General features: G+C 70.6%; 11 protein-coding genes and 1 pseudogene. 6 read left to right on the top strand and 6 right to left on the bottom strand.

What is annotated here, in order from left to right:
* Positions 1-80: 80 nt before the first annotated feature.
* Complete coding sequence (locus ABZ860_RS37525; RefSeq protein ID WP_357229877.1) at positions 81-6089, top strand: ThuA domain-containing protein; 6009 nt, start codon at positions 81-83, stop codon at positions 6087-6089.
* Here the strand turns inward: ABZ860_RS37525 and ABZ860_RS37530 are convergent.
* Complete coding sequence (locus ABZ860_RS37530; RefSeq protein WP_357229879.1) at positions 6068-7336, bottom strand: MFS transporter; 1269 nt, start codon at positions 7334-7336, stop codon at positions 6068-6070. The genes ABZ860_RS37525 and ABZ860_RS37530 overlap by 22 nt on opposite strands.
* A gap of 130 nt (positions 7337-7466) precedes the next feature.
* On the opposite strand from ABZ860_RS37530, the gene ABZ860_RS37535 reads away from it, so the two are divergent.
* Entirely contained in the window at positions 7467-8465 is a 999-nt protein-coding gene (locus ABZ860_RS37535) for a helix-turn-helix domain-containing protein (protein WP_357229881.1), read from the top strand.
* Here ABZ860_RS37535 and ABZ860_RS37540 read toward each other — a convergent pair.
* Positions 8454-9683: an alkaline phosphatase gene (locus ABZ860_RS37540; RefSeq protein ID WP_357229883.1), complete on the bottom strand. Its 1230-nt coding sequence runs from the start codon at positions 9681-9683 to the stop codon at positions 8454-8456. The genes ABZ860_RS37535 and ABZ860_RS37540 overlap by 12 nt on opposite strands.
* Positions 9684-9992: 309 nt before the next feature.
* Here ABZ860_RS37540 and ABZ860_RS37545 point away from each other — a divergent pair, with 309 nt between their 5' ends.
* The 3 genes from ABZ860_RS37545 to ABZ860_RS37555 are packed head-to-tail and all read left to right on the top strand — an operon-like array spanning position 9993 to position 15109.
* Positions 9993-11000 (top strand): ABC transporter ATP-binding protein, encoded by a 1008-nt coding sequence (locus ABZ860_RS37545; protein ID WP_357229885.1) that lies wholly within the window; start codon positions 9993-9995, stop codon positions 10998-11000.
* Positions 10997-12352, top strand: coding sequence for an ABC transporter permease (locus tag ABZ860_RS37550; protein WP_357229887.1), 1356 nt, complete (start codon positions 10997-10999; stop codon positions 12350-12352). The genes ABZ860_RS37545 and ABZ860_RS37550 overlap by 4 nt, the downstream gene beginning before the upstream one ends.
* A 3-nt stretch (positions 12353-12355) precedes the next feature.
* Positions 12356-15109, top strand: coding sequence for an alkaline phosphatase family protein (locus tag ABZ860_RS37555; protein WP_357229889.1), 2754 nt, complete (start codon positions 12356-12358; stop codon positions 15107-15109).
* 109 nt (positions 15110-15218) lie between these two features.
* Here the strand turns inward: ABZ860_RS37555 and ABZ860_RS37560 are convergent, their stop codons facing one another.
* The 4 genes from ABZ860_RS37560 to ABZ860_RS37575 all read right to left on the bottom strand — a co-directional run bounded on the left by ABZ860_RS37560 (position 15219) and on the right by ABZ860_RS37575 (position 19420).
* Entirely contained in the window at positions 15219-16394 is a 1176-nt protein-coding gene (locus ABZ860_RS37560) for a glycosyltransferase family 4 protein (RefSeq protein WP_357229891.1), read from the bottom strand.
* On the bottom strand, positions 16391-17278 hold the full coding sequence (locus ABZ860_RS37565; protein WP_357229893.1) for a sulfotransferase: 888 nt from the start codon (positions 17276-17278) through the stop codon (positions 16391-16393). Before ABZ860_RS37565 ends, ABZ860_RS37560 begins: the two co-directional genes overlap by 4 nt.
* Positions 17279-17354: 76 nt before the next feature.
* The gene (locus ABZ860_RS37570; protein WP_357229895.1) at positions 17355-17864 is read right to left on the bottom strand and encodes an HAD domain-containing protein; all 510 of its coding nucleotides are present in this window, start codon (positions 17862-17864) and stop codon (positions 17355-17357) included.
* Positions 17865-17977: 113 nt separating this feature from the next.
* Positions 17978-19420 carry an endo-1,4-beta-xylanase gene (locus ABZ860_RS37575; RefSeq protein WP_357229897.1) on the bottom strand — a complete coding sequence of 481 codons (1443 nt, stop codon included), beginning with the start codon at positions 19418-19420 and terminating at the stop codon, positions 17978-17980.
* A 773-nt stretch (positions 19421-20193) separates the two neighbouring features.
* Between ABZ860_RS37575 and ABZ860_RS37580 the strand changes: the two are divergent.
* Positions 20194-20423, top strand: a pseudogene (locus ABZ860_RS37580) (esterase); the annotation flags it as partial.

Here is a 20423-nt window from a genome sequence, read left to right on the forward strand (position 1 = left end):
CCAGCCCGACGGCGCCGGCACGCCGCACGGTCACGACCCCAGTAGTTCCTCGCGTCATGGAGGTACCGCATCTTATGAACGTGACCTGGCGTCCCCGGTGGGGGCGGTGGTTCGCGATGCCCGTGGCCGGCGCGCTGGCGCTGACCATGATCGGCTCGACGCCGGCGACCGCGCACGAGGGCACGCATGCTGAAGCCCACGTGCTGATCTTCACGAAGACCACTCAGTTCCGGCACACCGAGGCGATCGAGCAGGGCGTTCCCGTGCTGGAGGCCGCCTTCGCCGACGCCGGCATCACCTCGGAACACACCGAGGACTCGTCCATCTTCAACGACGAGGACCTGGCGCATTTCGACGCGCTCGTGATGTTCCAGGCCTCTGGCGACCCGTGGACCGCCGACCAGAAGGCGGCCATGGAGCGCTACATGCGGGCCGGCCACGGCATCGTCGCCATCCACAACGCCACCGACATGCGTGGCAACTACGCGTGGTGGGACAACATGATCGGCACGCTGATGCCCGGTCACGCCGCCACCGGCACCAGCCCCGGGCTGCCCGGCACCGTCCGGGTGGAGGATCGGGTCCACCCGTCCACCAAGCACCTGCCGCAGCGGTGGGGGCGCGCCGACGAGTGGTACAACTACGCGCTCAACGTCCGCGGCGACGCGCACGTGCTCGCCACGATGGACGAGACAACCTACAGCCCGGGCGGCAATGCCATGGGCTACGACCACCCGATCTCCTGGTGCAAGCCGTACGACGGCGGCCGCGCGTGGATGACCGGCATGGGCCACTTCGGCGCCCATTACACGGGCGAGGCGGCGCTGGTGCAGCACATCGTGGGTGGCGTGAAGTGGGCCGCCGGGATGGAGAAGGGCGACTGCGGCGGCACCGACTGGGACAATTTCGAGAGGGTCCCACTGGACCAGAACACCAGCGCCCCGTACGCCATGGACGTCGCGCCCGACGGCCGAGTGTTCTTCACCGAGCTGGTGCGCGGCCAGATCCGCGTCTACGACCCGCGAACCAGGACCACCTCCACGGCGATCACGATCCCGGTGTACTCCGGCGGTGAGGACGGGCTGCTCGGCATCGCGCTCGACCCGGACTTCGCCAAGAACGGCTACCTCTATATCTACTATTCACCGGCGAGTGCGAACGACAGCGACCCGGCGAACTTCGTCAACCGCCTGTCCCGCCTCACCGTCGGGCAGGGCTCGCAGATCGACCGCGCCTCGGAGAAGGTCCTGCTCGAGGTGCCGGCGCACCGGCTCCCCGACGAGCCCGGTCACACGGGCGGCGGCCTCGCGTTCGGTCCGGGCGGGAACCTCTACCTGGGCGTCGGCGACGACGTGAACCCGCACTCCGAGCCGTCCGGCGGCTACGCGCCGCTGTCCGAGCGGGACGGAACCTTCCACGACGCGCGGGCGACCTCGGCCAACACCAACGACCTCCGGGGCAAGCTCCTGCGGATCCACCCGGAGCCGGACGGCACCTACTCCATCCCCGCGGGCAACATGTTCGCGCCGGGCACGCCGCGGACCCGGCCGGAGATCTATGCGATGGGCTTCCGCAACCCGTTCCGGTTCTCGATCGACCAGAAGACCGGGGCCGTCGGGCTGGCGGACTACTCGCCGGACAACAGCGCCGACAACCCGGACAACCGGGGCCCCGCCGGTATCGCCGAGTGGAACCTCATCACCGAGCCCGGCTTCTACGGCTGGCCTCTGTGCATGGGCAACAACGAGCCGTTCCGCGACGTCGACTACCGGACGAACCCGGTGACCGTCGGCCCGTACTTCGACTGCGCCAAGCCGATCAACGATTCGATCCGCAACACCGGCCTGACCGAGCTGCCGCCGGCCAAGCCGGCCACGATGTGGTACGGCTACAAGCGGTCCTCGGTGCCGTCGGTCATCCCGCAGGGTGGCGGCCTGGCTCCGATGGGCGGCCCGTTCTACGACTACGACCCGGACCTGCGGTCGGACACCAAGTTCCCGGCGTACTACGGCGGAAAGCCGTTCTTCTACGAGTGGTCGCGGAACAAGATGTACTCGATCATCCCGAACGGGCAGGGTGGGATCGAGAAGGTCAATCCGTTCCTGCCACAGCAGCAGTTCCTCGCGCCGATCGACTCCAGGTTCGGTCCTGAGGGCTCGATGTACGTGCTGGACTGGGGTGGCGGGTTCGGCCGCGACAACCCGGACTCGGGGCTGTACCGGATCGACTACATCTCCGGCTCGCGCTCGCCGACGGCGAAGATCAGCGCCTCGCCGGACTCCGGCCAGGCGCCGCTGCGGGTCCGCTTCGACGGCTCGGGCAGCACCGACCCGGAGAAGGAGCAACTGCGGTACGAGTGGGACTTCACCGACGACGGCGTCGCCGACTCGACCGAGGTGAAGCCGGCTTTCACCTACACCGCGAACGGCGTCTACAACGCCCGGCTCACGGTGACCGACCCGGCCGGCAAGACCGGGATGACGACGGTGCCGATCACGGTCGGCAACACCCGGCCGGAGGTGAAGTTCAACCTGCCGCCCAACGGCGCGTTCTTCGACTTCGGTGACGAGGTGAGCTGGGACCTGTCGGTCACCGACGCCGAGGACACCAAGATCGACGACGCCGACGTGGTGATCCAGCCGGCGATGGGCCACGACGCGCACGCGCACCCGGCCGAGCCGCTGCACGGGCGCACCGGCTCGGTGGTGACCGCCCTCGGCGGCGGGCACGGCGAGGACATGAACGTCTTCTACGCGCTCGACGGCCGGTACTCCGACTCCGGCGGTGCGGGAGGCACCCCGAGCCTGACCGGTTCGGAAACCACGCTGATATTCCCGAAGCAGCGGGAGGCGGAGTTCTTCGACGACTCGTCGAACGTGACGGTCGGCCCGTCGCGGGACATCGAGGGCCACGCGAACTCCATCTCCGGCCAGAACGGCGCCTGGGCGTCGTACGACCCGGTCAACCTGCACAACGTCGACCGGCTGGTCCTGCGCGTGTCGGCTTCCGCCGCGGGCAAGATCGAGCTGCGGCGGGGCGCGCCGGACGGTGAACTGATCGGCACGGCGCAGGTGCCGGCGACCACGAGCGGCGGTTACGTCGACGTACCGGTCAAGGTGTCCGACCCCGGCGAGACGTTCAGCCTGTACGCGGTGTTCCCGGGTGCGGGTGAGCGGCGGCTGAACTTCATCGAGGCCGACGGCAAGGGCGTCTCACCGACGAGCAAGCCGAAGGTCACCGTGACCTCTCCGACGCCGGCCGACAAGCTGGAGCCGGGTGAGATCCAGGTGACCGCGGACGCGAGCGACGCGGAGAACACGATCACCAAGGTTGAGTTCTTCGCCGACGGCACGTCGATCGGCACCGACACCACGGCGCCGTACTCGGCGACCTGGAACGCCCCCGCCGAGAAGCGCTACCAGCTGACCGCGGTCGCGGCCAACGACAAGGGTTACCGCACGAAGTCCCGCGTCGTGCAGGTCGAGGTCGGCGACCTCCTCGGCGCCTGGCAGACCTATGCCAACACCACCGCCGGCTTCGACCGGCCGGACCAGGACACCTGGATCGTCAAGGCCGGCGGAGAGAACATGTGGCAGGGCACCGACCAGTACGGCTCGGTGTATCTGCCTGCGGCGGCCGGCGACACCTGGACCGCCACGGTGAAGATCGAGAGCCAGACGAACACCAACAACTCCGCCAAGGCCGGCCTGATCGTCCGCAACGACATCACCCGTCCCGGCGTATCGCCCGGCTATGCGGCGATGACGATGCGGGCGGGCCTCGGGTTCGAGTGGCTGCGCGACACCGACGGCAACGGCCAACTCGACGCCAGCACCGGCGCCGGCACGACGAGCTATCCGTCCTGGGTGCGGATCGTGCGGGACGGCGGAAAGTACTACGGGTACTGGAGCAAGGACGGGAAGTCGTTCACCCTGGTCGGCGACCCGGTGACGCTGCCCGGCGCGGCCGGCCCGCAGGACATCGGTCTCGCGGTCACCGCGCACAACGCGTCCGCCACCAGCGAGGTGAAGTTCAGCGGCTTCTCGCTGGTCGACCGGGCCATTCACCCGTCACCGCCGGAGACCTCGCCGATCTGCGCGATCCGCGGCTCGGACACCTTCGACGGTGACACGCTGAACACCAGCCGGTGGAGCGCGGTGCGGAACGCGCCGAACCTGCCCGCACGGGTCGCCGACGGCGGGCTGGTGCTGCCGGTCACCAACGGTGACATCAACGAGGGTGCCGCCGGGCCGATCAGCTACGTCGGCCAGCGTGCCAAGACCGGGCCGTGGACGATCACCACAAAGGTGACCATCCCGCACAACCGCGAGTGGCAGCACGCCGGTCTGCTCATGCACGGCACCGACAACGACTACGTCAAGCTGGCCTTCACCCGTAACTCGTCCGGCGGTCGGATCATGGAGTTCCAGACCGAGGCCGGCGGGACGCGGACCTGGCACGCCAACGTGGGTGTGCCGGCGGACTTCCCGTCCACCGCGCACCTGCGGCTGGTCAGCGACGGTCAGAAGCTGACCGCGGCGTACTCCGCCGACGGCCGGACCTGGACGGCGCTCGACGGCTCCGCGAACGTCATCCCGAACGCGACCGTCGGCCCCGTGGCCGCCGGGGACACCGGGGCAGCGCAGGTCAACGCCGTGTTCGACCACTTCACCATCACGCCGGACGGCACGGACGACGGTGTCCGCGCGCCCCGCGACGAGTTCGACGGCAGCGCTCTCGACGGCTGCCGGTGGAACTCGGTGGTGCGATACGACTCGTCCAAGGCCGCGGTGAGCGGCGGCGCCCTGCGCATCGAGACCCAGCCGGGCGACATCAACGGCACCGACAACGCCTCGCCGCGGAACTTCGTCCTGCAGAAGATCCCCGCGGACGTCGCCGCCGGCAACTGGACGATCGAGACCAGGCTGACGCCGACGATGCTGCACAAGTGGCAGCTGGCCGGCTTCCTCGTCTACAACAACGACGACGACTACGTGAAGTTCGACGTCGTCGCCGGCAATGACGCCGGAACGCCGGCGGACCTGCGTGCCGAGCTGGTTTCGGAACGCAACGCGCAGTTCGGCAACGGCGGCAACCGGTCGATCGACATCGCGGACTCGTCCGAGAGCGGCTGGTACTACCTGCGGCTGAGCAGGAGCGGGAACACCTACTCGGCCCAGATCAGCGACGGAGGGGTCAACTGGACCTCGCTCGGCCAGCCGGTCACCAACGACGCCGCGATGACCTCGTTCGGCCTGATGGCGATAGGTCCGCAGCAGGCGCAGCCGGTCACGGTCGCGTTCGACTACTTCCGGGTCCTCGACACGACGGCGCCGAGCCTGACCGTGTCGGTCGATCCGGCGCAGCCGAACGGCCGGCGTGGCTGGTACACCTCGCCGGCGACGGTCACCGCGTCGGCGAACGACGATCGCGACGGCCCGGTCCGCATCGAGTTCGCACAGGGCGACGGCGCCTGGACCCAGTACCGCGAGCCGGTCCGGGTGACCGAGGACGGCCTGCGGGAGCTGCGGTTCCGGGCGATCGACGAGGCCGGCAACGTTTCCGCGCCCGCAGCGGTGTCCCTGCGCGTCGACACCACGACCCCGGTCGTGAGCGTGGACGGCGTGGCGAAGGACGGCAAGTACGACGTCGGCGTCTCACTGCCGATCGCCGCCACGGCACGGGACGCCACGTCGGGCGTCGACTCGGTGGCCCTCCGCCTGGACGGGGTGGCGATCGAGAGCGGTGCGGGGGTCGAGCCCACGGCGGGCGGTCACAAGCTGACCGTCGTGGCGACCGATCTGGCCGGCAACGACACGGAGGTGACGGTCGCCTTCGAGGTCGTCGCCACCTACGACAAGACCCAGGCGCTGGTGCGGCGCTACCAGGCGGAGGGCCTGCTCGGCGACGAGCTCGCCGACCACCTCTTCGGCCAGCTCCAAGCGGCCAAGGCCACGTCGGCGGCGGGCCGGACGGACCAGGCCAAGGCTGCCCTGGACCGGTTCACGGCGGCGGCTCGTACCGCCACCGACGAGTCGGTCCGCGCGCGACTGCTCGCGGCCGGTGCCTACCTGCGGGCCCGCCTGTGAGTGGATGACGGGGAGCCGGTGCCGGCCGGCTCCCGACCGGTGCCGGAGCACGCCACGCGTGCTCCGGCACTTGGTCTTCCGGGGCGGTACCGCGCACGCGACAGGAGGTGGCGGGTCAGGGCGAGCGCGGCGAGCAGCGCGACGAGCGCGCACACGCCCGGCCATCCGGTCGCGCCCCAGACGCGGACCCCGAGCCAGGACCCCGCGCTGCCGCCGAGGTAGGCGCAGGTCATGTAGGCGGTGTTGAGCCTGCCCCGGGCGCCCGGACGCAAGGCGTAGACCCGGGCCTGGTTGGCGACCATGCCGCACTGCATCGCGACGTCGAGCAGCAGCGTGCCGAGGGTCAGCGCGGCCAGGCCCGCCGCGCCGCCGAGCGACCCGGCGGCGAGAACCGCCGCCGAGACGAGGACCCCGAGCATGCAGACGAGGTTCACCGGATCCGGCCCCACGCGGTCCACCAGACGGCCGGCGACGGGCGTGCACAGCATGGTCGCCGCGCCGACCAGGGCGAGCATCCCGACGGCCTGGGCGCCCAGGCCGTACGCCGGGCCGGTGAGCAGGAGCGCCAGGCAGGTCCAGACGGCTGAGAACCCGGCGAAGACGGCCGCCTGGTAGACGCAGGAGCGGCGCAGCTCGGGCTCGGCACGCAGCAGTCGCAGCGGCTCGGCCAGGAGCGCCGGGTAACGCCTGCGGGTGGACGGGGCCGTGACCGGCACCGTGACGGCCAGGCCCGCCGCGAGGAGCAGCGCCAGGGCCGCGGCCACCAGATACGGAGCCCGCCAGCCCAGCCATTCGCCGAGGGTTCCGCTGAAGGTGCGGGCAAGCAGCATGCCGCCGGTCGACCCGCTCAGCAGCGTGCCGAGCACCGCTCCCCGGCGGTCGGCCGCCACGAGACCGGCCGCGAGCGGGCCGACGACCTGCGCGGCCACGGTGGTGAGACCGACCACGGCGCCGGCGGCGACGAGCGGCGGCAGGGCCGGCGCGCAGCCCGCGGCGAGCAGGCCCAGGCCGGTGAGGACGAGCAGGGTCACCAGGAACGGCCGGTGCGGGAAGCGGTCGCCGAGCGGCACCAGCAGGACGATCCCGGCCGTGTAACCGGCCTGGGTAGCGGTCACCACCAGGGCGCCCGCGTCGGGGGGCAGGTGCAGCCCGGCGGCGACGAGCGGCGCGATCGCCTGGGGGAAGTAGATGTTGCCCACGGCCACCGCGCAGGTGAGGGTCAGGATCGCGAGCGTTCTGCGGCTCATGCCCCGGCTCATGCTCGGGCTCATGCTCCGGCCCCCCGCCCGCACGGCAGTCGTTCGAGGAATGCGTGGATCACGGACAGAAGTCCACGCCACGGGCCTTGCGCCGCCAATCGATGTAGCCTATGGCTTAATGATCAGCTTCGTGCTCGGCGTCGAGGACCTCGCGGACACGAGGTTCGCCCTCTCGCCCCTGACCGAGACGGTGCTCAGCCTGCGGGTGCTGCGCGACCCGGGCCTGTCCGCGGTGCATCTCCCGTGGCGCAGGTCCGTTCTCGGCAGGCTCGGCACGCTCGACACGGACCTGCTGATGTCCCTGGTGGCGGAGAGGTTCACCGTCCCCGACTTCCTGACCCCGAGGCCGGAGATCTTCGCCCCGGACTTCGGCGAGGAGCTGGCGGTGGTGCGCCGGACACCTCCCGAGCGGGTCCGCCGCGATCTGGCGGCCACGCACGCGCCGGCGCCGCTGCCCGAGCCGCTGCGCGCCGCCGCCGCCACCGACGACGCGCAGGTCGTACGGCTCAGGGACGCCGTCTGTGATCTTTTGGCCCGTTACTGGGAGATCGCCGTCAGCCCGATGTGGCCGCAGATGCGGCTGGTGCTGGAGGCCGACATGACCTATCGGGCGCGGCAGCTGGCCGTGGGAGGCGCCCGCCTGCTGTTCGCGGGCATGCACCCGAACCTGCGCTGGGACGACGGCGTGCTGCACGTCGACAAGATGATCGGCAACTTCCGCGTCGCGGCGGCCGGCCGGGGGCTGCTGCTCGTGCCCTCCGTGTTCGCGCACAAGCCCGCGCCCCCGGTCCTCCCGGAGGAGCCTCCCACGCTGGTCTATCCGAGCCGCGGCGTCGCGACGCTCTGGACCCCGGCGCCGGTCGCGGACGGGACCGCTCTCGTGTCGCTTCTCGGCGCGCCCAGGGCGAGGCTGCTCGGTCTCCTGGGCGAGCCGCTGCCCACCGTCGAGATCGCCCGTCGCCTCAGGGTCACCCCGAGCGCCGTGTCCCAGCACCTGCGCGTGCTGTACGCCACGGGCCTGGTCACCCGGGCCCGCGACGGGCGGCAGGTGCTCTACCGGCGCAGTTCCCTGGGCGACCGGCTGACCGGCGCGGCGAGCGGCCGCTCAGTGACGTGAGGTCAGCACCTGGGAGAGGACCTCGTGCACGTAGGTGTTGGGGTGCTTGCCGGTGAAGAGGGTGGAGAGGGGCCCCTGGGCCGTCACCGGCACGTCGACGCCGGTGTGCCCGGTGGTGGTCCAGTCCATGACGAACTTCAGGTTGCTGCCGTGGACCGCGAACGGACCGTCCTCGGTCGACAGGTCGCTGCCGCTTTCGTCGCTGCCGGAGGTGTCCTCCACGGTGAGGCCGCCGCAGTCGTGGTCACCCGTGACGACGAGAAGCGTGTCGGGGTGCGCGGTCACGTACGCCCTGGCGACCTCGACGGCCTTCTCCAGGGACTCCATGGCCTGGAGCACGCGGGCGCCGTTGTTCTCGTGCGCGAACTCGTCGATGCCCTCTTCTTCGACGAAGAGGAAGAAGCCCTTCTTGTTCGTGCTGAGGGTGTCCAGGGCCTTCTTGGTCATGGTGGCCAGGTCCACAGCCGGAGAGTAGACGTCGCCCTGGCCTTCGGGCCGCTGCTGGAACATCTCCTCGTTGCTGAACAGGCCGAGCAGCTTCCCGCGCTTCGCCTGGGCGAGCCCCTGAGCGGTGGAGACGTACTGGTAGCCCTCGCTCTTGGCCTGGTCGATCAGGTTGCCCTTGGTCCCCTTGCTGGCCTCGCTGGGATCCTCCGCGGGCTTGTCCGGCCACGCGCCGGGCGTGCCCGCCGGGAGCCACCAGTCCTCGCCGCCGCCGAGGATGACGTCCGGCTTGCTGTCCGCCAGGTACTGCCGCGCGATCTCATCCTGCGCCGAGCGGTTGGCGGTCTGGGAGAACCACGCCGCGGGGCTGGCGTCGGTCACCTGAGCCGTGGTGACGAGGCCGGTGGACTTGCCCGCCGCCTTGGCCTGCCGGCCCAGGATCGGCAGCGGCTTGCCGTCGACGTCCACGCTGATGGCGCCGTTGTAGGTCTTGGTCCCCGTCGCCCAGGCGGTGGCCGCCGCGGCGGAGTCGGTGACGGCTGTCGCGGGGTCGTGCGGACTGGTGCTCAACTGCCCGGAGACCGGAAGCTTGTCCATGGTGAGCTGTCCGTCGAGCCCGGTCAGGTACAGCCGCGCGGCTTCGCGATGCGCCGCGGACATGCCGTCGCCGTTGATGAAGATCACACTGCGTGCCCGGCCGCCGCCGTGGTCGGAGGCGGCGTCCGCGGACAGGACGGGATTGAGGACCGCGCCGACGACCGCCGTCGTAGCCACAGCCGTCGCAGGAACAAGCAGCCGCAGCAGACGCTTGCGGGAGGAACCCATTAAAACCCCCAAGTGGGTATCTGTTGGCAAGACGGGGATATTACGGGCGACAGACCACGCCGAGGTGAACATGGCTTGGCAATATCTTTAACCAGGCCGGACCAGATGTACTCGCTGATGACGATGTCTGTTCACGTGGCATAAACCCTTTGTTGTCGCGATGCACACCCTGCCGCGTAATTAGCGTGGCTAACTTTCTCGCTGCCGTACCGATCACCGAATCCGCGATCGGGTGCCGGTTGCCGAGGAAGGACAGGGATGCGAACAGGCGACATGGACAGGAGTCCGGCAGTCCGGGCTCAGGGGATCACGAAGTCCTTCGGTGACGTGCTCGCGCTCGACGGCGTCGACCTCGACGTGGCGCGCGGGCAGGTCCACGGCCTGGTCGGCCCGAACGGCGCGGGAAAGACGACGCTCCTCGGCCTGCTGCTGGGCCTGGCGGTGGCGGACGGCGGCCGCCTCGAGATCCTGGGTACGCAGGTCGGGCGGACGCTCGCCGTCCCCGACGGCGTCGCGGGCTTCGTGGACGGACCCGGGCTCTATCCCTCGCTCACCGCGCGCCAGAACCTCTCGGCCCTGGCCTCACTGGGGCGGCATGACACCCGTGGCGCCACCGTCGTGGACGACGCGCTGGAACAGGTCGGGCTCATCGACGTCGCCGACGACCGTGTCCGGGGCTTCTCACTCGGCATGCGCCAGCGGCTCGGGCTGGCCGCCGCGCTGCTCACCAAGCCGCGGCTGCTCGTCCTCGACGAGCCGGCCAACGGCCTGGACCCCGCGGGAAAGCACCACGTGCACCGCGTCCTCACCGGACTCGCCGCGGACGGGACCGCGGTGGTCCTGTCCAGCCACCGGATGGACGACCTCGCCGCGCTGTGCTCCGAGGTGACCATCCTCGCCACCGGACGGGTCGTCTTCTCCGGTCCGCTGAGCAAGCTCGCCGCCGAGAGCGGCGAGCTCGACTACCGGCTGCTCACCTCCGACCCCGCAGCCGCCCACCGGCTGGCGTCGGAGACGCCCGGGCTCCGCGTCGCGCCCGCCGGCGGCCCCGCGCAGCGACCGGACGCCGACGTGCTCGTGGTCCGCGGGCCCGTGCCGGCCGTCGACGAGCTGGTCGTACGGCTGGTGGGCGCCGGCGTGGCGCTCCGGGAGCTGGCGCCCGTGGTGACGCCGCTCGAGGCCGCGTTCCTGACCCTGACCGGGACCGGCGTCGTACTCACGCAGGCGGGCCAGGAGGAGCAGATCGACCGGGAGGACGTGCGATGACCGCGACCGTCACCCGGCCCCCGGTCGGCGCACGGCCGGCGCCCGTGCTGCCCGGCTACCGGTTCGAGCTGGTCAAGCTGCTGTCCCAGTGGCGGATTCGCCTGCTGCTGCTCGCCTGCTGGATCGCCCCGGCGGCCTTCGTGGCCGCCGTGAGCCTGCAGAGCTCGCTCCCCGCCGACACGGTCTTCGGCCGCTGGATGAACGCGACCGGCTGGGCGGGGGCCCTGGTCGTCCTCGACTTCTCGTGCAGCTGGGCGCTCCCGCTGCTGACGGCCCTGGTCGCCGGCGACGTCTTCGCGGCCGAGGACCGGCTGGGCACCTGGCGCCACCTTCTCGTGGCGGTCCGCTCACCGAGGCGGATCTTCGTGGCGAAGGGCCTCGCCAGCCTGACCGTGCTCCTGCTGCTGGTGGCCGGGCTGGCCGCGTCGGGCATCGTCGGCGGCCTGGCCGCCGTCGGCAACCGGCCGCTCGCCGGTCTCGACGGCCACCTCCTCGCCCCGGCGGACGCGGCCGGGACGGTCCTGCTCGCGTGGGCCTGCGCGCTGGCGCCGACGCTGGCGTTCGCCGCCGTCGGGCTCCTCGGCTCGGTGGCCCTGGGCCGCTCGCCGATGGGGCTGCTCATGCCCGCGCTGCTCGCCCTGGTGCTGCAGCTCGCCCAGCTGCTGCCGCTGCCGGTTGCGGTGCGGACGGCCCTGCCGAGCAGCGCCTTCATCGCCTGGCGCGGGCTGTTCACCAGCCCGGCGCAGGCGGGCCCCCTCCTCATCGCTCTCGCGGTGAGCCTGGTGTGGGCGGTCACCGCCACCGCGCTGGCCTACCGGCTGTTCCTGCGCCGCGACTTCACCGACCTGACGTACGACGGGTCGGGCCGGCGGGTCGTCGTGGCGGCGGTCCTGCCGCTTGCCGCGCTGGTCGTCCTCACCGTGGGCGTGATCGCCGTCGCGACCCCGGCCACGGGCTCGGGGATCGAGAAGGGGAAGCTGCAGGACTCGCTCGCCACGGCGTACGCCCATCTCTACCGGCTGCAGACGCGGGAGCTCCATCGCCCCGACGTCACCGAGGTGCAGCTGCGGGCGTCCGCGTCCTGCGACAAGGGCGGGTCCCGGGTCCTCGATTCAGGACCGGGCAACGACTGGCGGTGTGTCGTGTCCTGGCACCTGCCCGGCACGACGGCCGTGGGCTCCGCCATCTACCAGCTCGACGTCACCGCCGACGGGCGGTACGTCGCCGACGGAGACGGACCGAAGGAGGTGAACGGCTACTTCCAGGTGCGCACCCCGGCCGGGGACGCACCCAACCCCCTGTGGCAGTTCGACGGGAACGTCGACCTGCTCGCAAGCACCCCTAAGGAATGATTCATGCACGTCACGCGCCAGCGCGTCGCGAAGGCCCCTCTCGGGCTCCTCAGCGGACGCACCGGCCGGCGGACCCGCCTCCTCGCGGCCGCCACCGCCGCCCTCGTCGTCACCGGAGGCGGCATCGCGTATGCGTCCACCGACGGATTCGGCACCGACCAGGTCGGCCAGACCACCGACAAGGGCCTGGTCGTCTCCGCCGACCAGTACATCAAGCCGATCGGCGAGCGTCTCGTCATCAACAACGGCAAGATCATGTCGTCCTCGCTCAGCCCGGACGGCACCCACCTCGCGGCCTCGGTCACCGACGGCGGCATGGCGCTCGTCATCGTCGACCTGAAGAACTGGAAGGTGCAGCAGGTCATCGGCAACAACGCCGCGGCGAACCTGCGCATCAGCGACAACCTTGTGGGCCAGGAAGGCCCCACGTACTCCCCGGACGGTTCGCAGCTGTGGCTGGGCCGGGCCGACGGCTTCACCAAGTTCACCGTGAACCCGGACGGCTCCCTCGCCGCCCCGGTCAACGTCGCCATCGCCGCGCAGGGCTCGAAGCGCGCGCTGGTGGGTGAGCCGGTGTTCTCCGCCGACGGCACGACCGTGTACGTCGCCGTCAACGGTCAGAACCGGGTCATCGCCATGGACGCGGCGACCGGGGCCATCCGGCAGAGCTGGGCCGTGGGCAACGCCCCGCGTGACATGGTCATGGTCGGCACCAAGCTCTACGTCAGCAACGAGGGCGGCCGTCCGGCCAAGCCCGGTGAGACGACGATCAACTCCTACGGCACCCAGGTGCCGGCCGACCCGAACACCGGCGCCACCACCACTGGCACGGTCAGCGTCATCGACCTGGCGAACCCGGCCGCCGCCGCCACGAGCATCGACGTCGGCCTGCACCCGACCGCCCTGTACGCCAAGAACGGGGCGCTGTTCGTCACCAACACCGCCACCAACGACGTGTCGGTCATCGACACCTCCAGCGACAAGGTCGTCCAGACCATCGCCACCCAGCCGTGGCCGCAGGCCTCGGTGGGCTACGAGCCCGACGCGGTGACGCTCACCGACGACGGTCACCTGCTGGTGACGCTCGGCCGCGCCAACGCGGTCGCCGTCTACCGCTACACGACGCCGCAGGAGCCGGTCGGCTACGTCGGCCTGCTCCCGACCGACTACTTCCCCGCGGAGATCACCACCGTCGGCGACCAGGTGCTGGTCTCCAACACCCGCGGCATCGACGCCCGCCGCCCCACCACCGCCGCCGGGCACGGCACCCACGACACCACGTCGAGCCTGCAGCGGTTCACGCTGCCGGACGACAAGGAGATCGCCACGTACACGGCCACGGTCTTCGAGCAGAACGGCTGGGGCAAGAACGACGTCAAGGTGGCCCACGGCAACAAGCAGAAGGCCGTGGCGGTGCCGAAGCGTCTCGGCGACCCCTCGACGATCAAGCACGTGTTCCTGATCGTCAAGGAGAACCGGACCTACGACCAGGTCTTCGGCGACATCGCGAAGGGCAACGGCGATCCGTCGCTGGCCCAGTACGGCGAGAACGTGACGCCGAACCAGCACGCCTTGGCCAACCAGTTCGGGCTGTACGACAACACCTATGACATCGGCACCAACTCCGCCGAGGGCCACAACTGGCTGATGCAGGCCGACAACCCGGAGTACACCGAGTCGTCGGCCGGTCAGTACCTGCGCAGCTACGACACCGAGGACGACGCTCTGGGCCACCAGCGGACCGGCTTCATCTGGAGCGGGGCGCAGGCGGCGGGCAAGACCGTGCGGAACTTCGGCGAGTTCCACCAGTTCCTCACCAAGCCGTCCGGCGCGACCTGGCAGAACCTGTACTGCGACACCAAGAACATGGAGGCGACCGGGGCGAACACCGCCTACACCCTCAACTCGTCCTCGCCGATCCCGTCGCTCAACGACGTGTCGGTGCACGGCTTCCCGAAGTTCGACACCAGCGTGCCGGACATCTACCGGTACGAGATCTGGAAGCGTGACTTTGAAGCCAACGGGCCGGCCAACCTGAACATGTTCTGGCTGTCCAGCGACCACACCGGCGGTCCGGTGAACGGGGCCGCCCAGGTCGCCGACAACGACCTGGCCGTGGGCAGGATCGTCGACAAGATCTCGCACAGCGAATACTGGAAGGACTCCGCGATCTTCGTCGTCGAGGACGACTCCCAGGCCGGCACCGACCACGTCGACGGCCACCGTGCCCCGATCCAGATCATCAGCCCCTGGGCCAAGCACGGCACCGTGGACAGCCACTACTACACGCAGATCACCATGATCCGCACCATCGAGCAGATCCTCGGGATCCAGCCGATGAACCAGAAGGACAGCGCCGCCACCCCGATGGCCGCGGCCTTCACCGACAAGCCCGACTACACGCCGTTCACCGCCCTGCCGAACCGCACGTCGCTGACGCTGGGCCTGTCGGGCTCCAGCCTGCCGTCCTGCGGTGCGGACACCCCCGCGCCGCAGAACCCGGCCGCCGCGGCGGCGCCGTCGGCGAAGGTGCCCGCGGACAAGCAGGAGATCGCGAAGAAGTGGGGCGCCTGGAAGTCGCACCAGGCGTTCAACGGCCCCAACGCCAGGGCCGACTCCGGCAACCCGGAGCAGATGAACCGCTTCTCCTGGTACGAGGCGCACGACTACAAGAAGCCCTACCCGGGTGACGGCGAGATCTACGCGCCGGACCAGGTGCCGGGCGCCTACATCCCGTCGTCCGACAACGACGGCTGACGCAGGCCGATCACCCACGAGGGCCCTCGGCCGGCGTCACCGCCGGCCGGGGGCCTTCTCCGTTTCCGCACGGGCGACAGGCCGGCCGGGGCCGCGTCCGCGTGCGCGGTCACCGCCGCGCCCGCGCGTCGCTGCCCGTCTTGGCCCCCAGGAGCTCGGCGAACAGGTTCTCCCACAGCGGCATGACGTTCTCCGGCGCGTACTCCCTGGCGGTGGCCGCCGCGGCGGCGCCCATGCGCAGCCGCAGGTCGCGGTCGGCGATGAGCCGGTTGAGCGCCGCGGCGAGGGCGTCCACGTCCTCGCAGGGCACCAGGACGCCGTCGGTCCCGTCGGTGAGCACGTCACGGGGGCCGGTCGGGCAGTCGAAGGCCACGATCGGCAGCGCGTGGGTCATCGCCTCGATCATGACCATCGGCAGGCCCTCGAAGCGGCTGCTCAGCGCGTAGATCGAGGCGCGGGCCAGCTCGTCGTCGAGGCGGTTGGTGCGGCCCATCAACGTCACGTGCGCGGACAGGCCGTACTCGCCGATCAGCCCGCGCAGGGCGCCCTTCTTCGGGCCGGTGCCGAAGACGCGCAGGCGCCACTCCGGATGCTCCTTCACCACCTGGGCGAACGCGGGGAGCAGCAGGTCGAAGCCCTTCTGCCTGACCAGGCGGCCGGCGGCGACCACGACGGGGTGCTCCTGCCGCGACGGCACCTGGTTCACCGAGTGCACCGCGTTCGGGATCCGCACGATCCTCGTGCCGGGCAGCGCCTGCTCGTACTCGCGCCGGTCGCTGGCCGTCAGCACGGCGACCGCGTCGAACGCGCCGTAGTGCCGGACGATCTCCTCGCGCAGCGGGCCGGGATAGGTGCCGAGGTTCATGTGCTCCTGCGCCACCCGCACGACGTTCCCGGAGGCGCGGCGCGCGGAGATGAGGTTCAGCGCCGGGCGCGTGGTGACGAGGACCCCGCCGTCCACCGAGGCGACGTAGTCGATGACCGCCTTCTCGACCCGCTCGGTGAAGTAGCCCGCGGCGAACTCGCCGTACGGCACGATCTTGCCGCGCAGCCGCCGCCACACCCGCCGGCCGAGGGAGTCGGCCCGCACGCCGGTCCGCTGGTCCACCAGCGTGGTGAGCGCGACGTCGGGGTGCAGGCGGAACTGCGGCTCCTCACGACGGCGCACCACGCTGACGATCTCCACCTCGTGGCCGAGCGACGCCATCGCGTTCGCCTGGTTGACCACGGTGCGGATCGTGCCGCCCATGCCGTAGGCGTGCAGGAGCATGTAACGGATCCTCATCGGCCCTCCTCCTTGGGGAGGTAGCCCCAGCTGCGGCAGATGGGTTTGAGCAGGTCGGGTATCTCGTCCGGCCCGGGCAGGTCGCGTCCCGCCTGCACCGTGCCCGACCGGATCTTGTCGCTCCAGTCGCCCAGGCCCTTCTGCACCACCTTCTGCTCGCCGTACGCCAGCATGCCGGGCTCCCACTCCACCTCGAGGAAGTCGCAGATGGCGCGGGTCGTCTTCTCCGGCTCGGCGGTCAGATCCTCATACCGCACGGTCAGGCCGGTGAGCGCCTTCCTGGCCCGCTGCACCGCCTTCATGTAACGCAGCGCGTCTGCGGCGGCCTCCTCCCGGGTGCGCTTGACGGGGTCGGCCTCGTACCAGGAGGCGGCGATGGATGCGGGGTGGCGCAGCAGGAAGACGTACCGGGCGTCGGGCCAGCAGGCGGAGATCCGGGCGTACGCGAAGGCGTTGGCGGGGGTCTTGTCCACGATGGTCCGCTTGCCGCTGCGTACCAGTTCGCGGTGGAGCACCCGGTCCCACAGCATGTGCTCCAGGTCGGCCTGGTTGTGGCCGAGCGCCTCCATGGCCTTGCGGGCCAGCGGCGTGCCGAACCCTACGGTCAGCCGCCGGACGTGCAGCTCATGCGGGGCGTGCAGTTCGGGGTGCGCGTTCAGGATCGACCGCAGCAGGGTGGAGCCCGACCGCACCGGGGACATGACGAACACCGGCGCGACGAGAAGGCGGTCGGCGCGAGGGTCGGCGGGAGGGCGCACCAGTTCCTCCGGCACCGGAGCCGGGGCGGGGCCCGCGGGCGTCGGCTGGGCGGCGGACCGGACACGGGTGAGCTGGACTCCTGTGAACTTCACGAGTGCGCCGTTGATCCTCCGCTGCCATGTCATGGCCCGCGAGATTACCGGGGCTTCCGGGGAAATCCCTGAGAATCCACCCCCTGCTCACCTGTGACCCCAGGGCGTCTCACCAGGCGGCTTGCGGCCTCCTCGCGGTCAGCCACCGGCGGGCCGCGTCCAGGTGGGCATCGCCCAGCCCGTCCCTGGGGTCGACGGCCACGACCAGGAATTCGCCGACGCCCGGGTGATCGCGCAGGAACTCCAGATCGGCCGGGCCGAGATCGTCGTCCAGCCACACGAACGGCCGGCCCCGGACGTACTCGGCGACATGCCAGGTCTTGAGGTTCACACCGGGCGGGCGGGGAGGGTCGCCGTCGATCGGGATCACCGGCAGCGGGGGCAGCCCGATCCTGGGGCCGATCTCCTCGTTGGCGCGCTCGCCCCAGGTCGTCGCCCACGTAAGCGTCGCGCCGGTCTCGCGCCGCAGCGCGGTCAGCTTGGCGCCGTGCCGGGGATCGAGCAGCAGGCGGAACCACTCGCCCTCCGCCACGCACTCGAAGCGGCGGAAGCGTGGCGAGGGGCGCCGCACGGGGTTGAGCACTCCGTCGACGTCGAGCAGCAGCAGAGTCCCGTCCATCAGGGCCATCATCCCGCCGTCACCTCTCCGGCCCGCATGGAGGTGCGGCAACGCGAAACCGGATCCGGGCGGACGTCGTCCGAACCGGATCCGGTCTCGTCAGGGGTGAGGGATCAGCTGCAGGTGACCGACGGGGTGGCCGCGCTGCCGTTGGCGGTGAAGCCGAAGGTGGTGGACGAGCCGGCCGCGATCGAGCCGTTGTACGGGGCGTTGCGGACGGTCACGGAGGAGCCGGACACGCTCTGCGTGCCGTTCCACAGGCTGCTGATGCTCTGCCCGCCGGGCCAGCTCCAGTTCACCGTCCAGCCGTTGACCGCCGAGCTGCCGGCGCGGACCGTGACCTCGGACTGGAAGCCGCCGGGCCAGGAGTTGATCGTCCGCATCGTCGCGCTGCACCCGCCCGGTTGCGGCGAGTCCCCGGGGGAGGGGCTGACCGGCGGTGTCGGGCTGGGGCTCGGGCTGACCGGCGGCGTCGGGCTGGGGCTCGGGCTCACCGGCGGGGTGGGGCTGGGCGAGGTGGTGGGAGCGGCGTTGAGGGCGTTGAGGACCGCGGTGTAGGCGGGCTTCTTGTTGCCGTTGCCGTCGAACAGCAGCGGGGTCTGGCTCGAGCGCCAGGAGTCGCTGTCGCGCACGCCCCAGACCGTGATGCCGACGCAGCGGGACACGGCCAGGCAGTCGTTGACGATGTTGGCGTAGGTGGTGGCCGAGGCGCCCTCGACGTCCAGCTCGGTGATGGCCACGTCGACGCCGAGGGCGGCGAAGCTCTGCAGCGTGGTGCGGTAGTTGGGGTTGTAGGCGCTGCCGCTGTTGAAGTGGCCCTGGAGTCCGACGCAGTCGATGGGCACGCCGCGGGACTTGAAGTCCTTGACCATGTTGTAGACGCCCTGCGTCTTGGCCCAGGTCCAGTTGTCGATGTTGTAGTCGTTGTAGCACAGCTTGGCCGCGGGGTCGGCGGCGCGCGCGGTGCGGAAGGCGACCTCGATCCAGTCGTTGCCGGTGCGCTGCAGGTTGGAGTCGCGCCGGCCGCCGGTGCTGTCGTCGAAGGCCTCGTTGACCACGTCCCAGTAGGGGATCTTGCCCTTGTAGTGGGCCATCACGCCGTTGATGTGGTTGATCATCGCCTGGCGCAGCGCGCTGCCCGACAGCGACTGCATCCAGCCCGGCTGCTGGGAGTGCCAGGCCAGCGTGTGCCCGCGCACCTGCTTGCCGTTCTGCACCGCCCAGTTGTAGATCCGGTCGGCGTTGGTGAAGTTGAACTGGTTCTGGTTGGGCTCGGTGGCGTCGATCTTCATCTCGTTCTCGGCCGTGATCATGTTGAACTCACGGTTCGCGATCGTCGTGTAGGCCGAGTCGCCCAGCTTGTTCGCGCTGATCGCCGTACCGAAATACCGGCCGCTCTGCGCGGCCGCGGCGCCCAGGGTGCTCGCTGCCGCGTCGGCGGGAACCGACACCGCCACGGCGGTGACCACGCCGAGAACGCCGAGGGCGCCGGCGAGCAGCACCCGGCCGCGGCGTGGGCGCCGGAGCCGATCTAAGGGGGTGGCGTTTGTATCCATGCCTGAGCCTCCACAACTGAATCACGGAAAGCGGACATCCTCGGGATCGGCACCGCGTCCCCTTCCGGGGACGCACACCACGAGGGCGTCGCGGACGGCGCCCCCCTGCCCCTTCACCACCGACCTGGCAGGGGGAGACCGCCTCGGGGACTCAGTCTGGAAATCTCGCCGAAATGTGTCAAGACTCCTTTGAAACTTTCGGCCCTCATGCTCATCGGAAAGGGCCGACATGCACTCCGATGAGCGCTCCTGCCTCCGAAAACATGGCAATGATCACGCCGTATGAGGAGATTTGCCGATGAAAATTTCAGCACGACGATCTCGCCGTGCGAGGAGATTTGCCGATGAAAGTTTCAGCGCGATGCCGGTGCCGATCGCGGTCCGGACACCCCCGATAACTCCAGATGAGCGATGTCCGGCCCTCGCGGCGGCGTGGAACGGCGTGTGCCGGGCCCCTTGACGACGCCTCCCCGTTTCGTGTTTGCTCCGGCGCACCACCACCACCGCCCGTCGCCGCGAAGAGAGGAGCAGTCGGCGCGTCTCGTTATGTTAGCGCTAACAAGGCGACTGCCGAATGCTGCGAAGCACGGCCCCGCCGCCGGCGTGGCCCGTCGGCGGAGACCGCGCGGCGGCACCTGAGCCTCATCCATCCACCTCACCGTCGACGAAGGGGTTGACCAGCCGACGATGTCAACGCTCACACAACGGCGCCGCCTCGCAGAGGGGCCGAGCACGCCCGGCATCCGTGTCATCTCGAGACGGAAGGACATGGCGTGAGACGTACGATCAGAGCCATTCTGGCGGCCGCCGTCCTGCCTCTGGTGGTGGTGGGGATGTTCCTCGCCGCCCGGCCGGCCGCGGCGGCGTCGCTGACGCGGGTGACCAATTTCGGCACCAACCCGACGAATCTGAACATGTATCTGTACGTGCCCGACAGGGTGGCGGCACGGCCGGCGCTGCTGGTGCTGGTGCACTACTGCGGCGGGTCGGCCAGCGCGATCTT

Source organism: Microbispora sp. NPDC046973 (assembly GCF_040644495.1).
GTDB lineage: Bacteria > Actinomycetota > Actinomycetes > Streptosporangiales > Streptosporangiaceae > Microbispora.

What these genes read in the sequence shown, in the direction of transcription:
- ABZ860_RS37530 (WP_357229879.1), bottom strand. Translation starts at nt 7,336, where the DNA reads ATGAGCCGCAGAACGCTCGCGATCCTGACCCTCACCTGCGCGGTGGCC.
- ABZ860_RS37535 (WP_357229881.1), top strand. Translation starts at nt 7,467, where the DNA reads ATGATCAGCTTCGTGCTCGGCGTCGAGGACCTCGCGGACACGAGGTTC.
- ABZ860_RS37545 (WP_357229885.1), top strand. Translation starts at nt 9,993, where the DNA reads ATGCGAACAGGCGACATGGACAGGAGTCCGGCAGTCCGGGCTCAGGGG.
- ABZ860_RS37550 (WP_357229887.1), top strand. Translation starts at nt 10,997, where the DNA reads ATGACCGCGACCGTCACCCGGCCCCCGGTCGGCGCACGGCCGGCGCCC.
- ABZ860_RS37555 (WP_357229889.1), top strand. Translation starts at nt 12,356, where the DNA reads ATGCACGTCACGCGCCAGCGCGTCGCGAAGGCCCCTCTCGGGCTCCTC.
- ABZ860_RS37560 (WP_357229891.1), bottom strand. Translation starts at nt 16,394, where the DNA reads ATGAGGATCCGTTACATGCTCCTGCACGCCTACGGCATGGGCGGCACG.
- ABZ860_RS37565 (WP_357229893.1), bottom strand. Translation starts at nt 17,278, where the DNA reads ATGACATGGCAGCGGAGGATCAACGGCGCACTCGTGAAGTTCACAGGA.
- ABZ860_RS37570 (WP_357229895.1), bottom strand. Translation starts at nt 17,864, where the DNA reads ATGGACGGGACTCTGCTGCTGCTCGACGTCGACGGAGTGCTCAACCCC.
- ABZ860_RS37575 (WP_357229897.1), bottom strand. Translation starts at nt 19,420, where the DNA reads ATGGATACAAACGCCACCCCCTTAGATCGGCTCCGGCGCCCACGCCGC.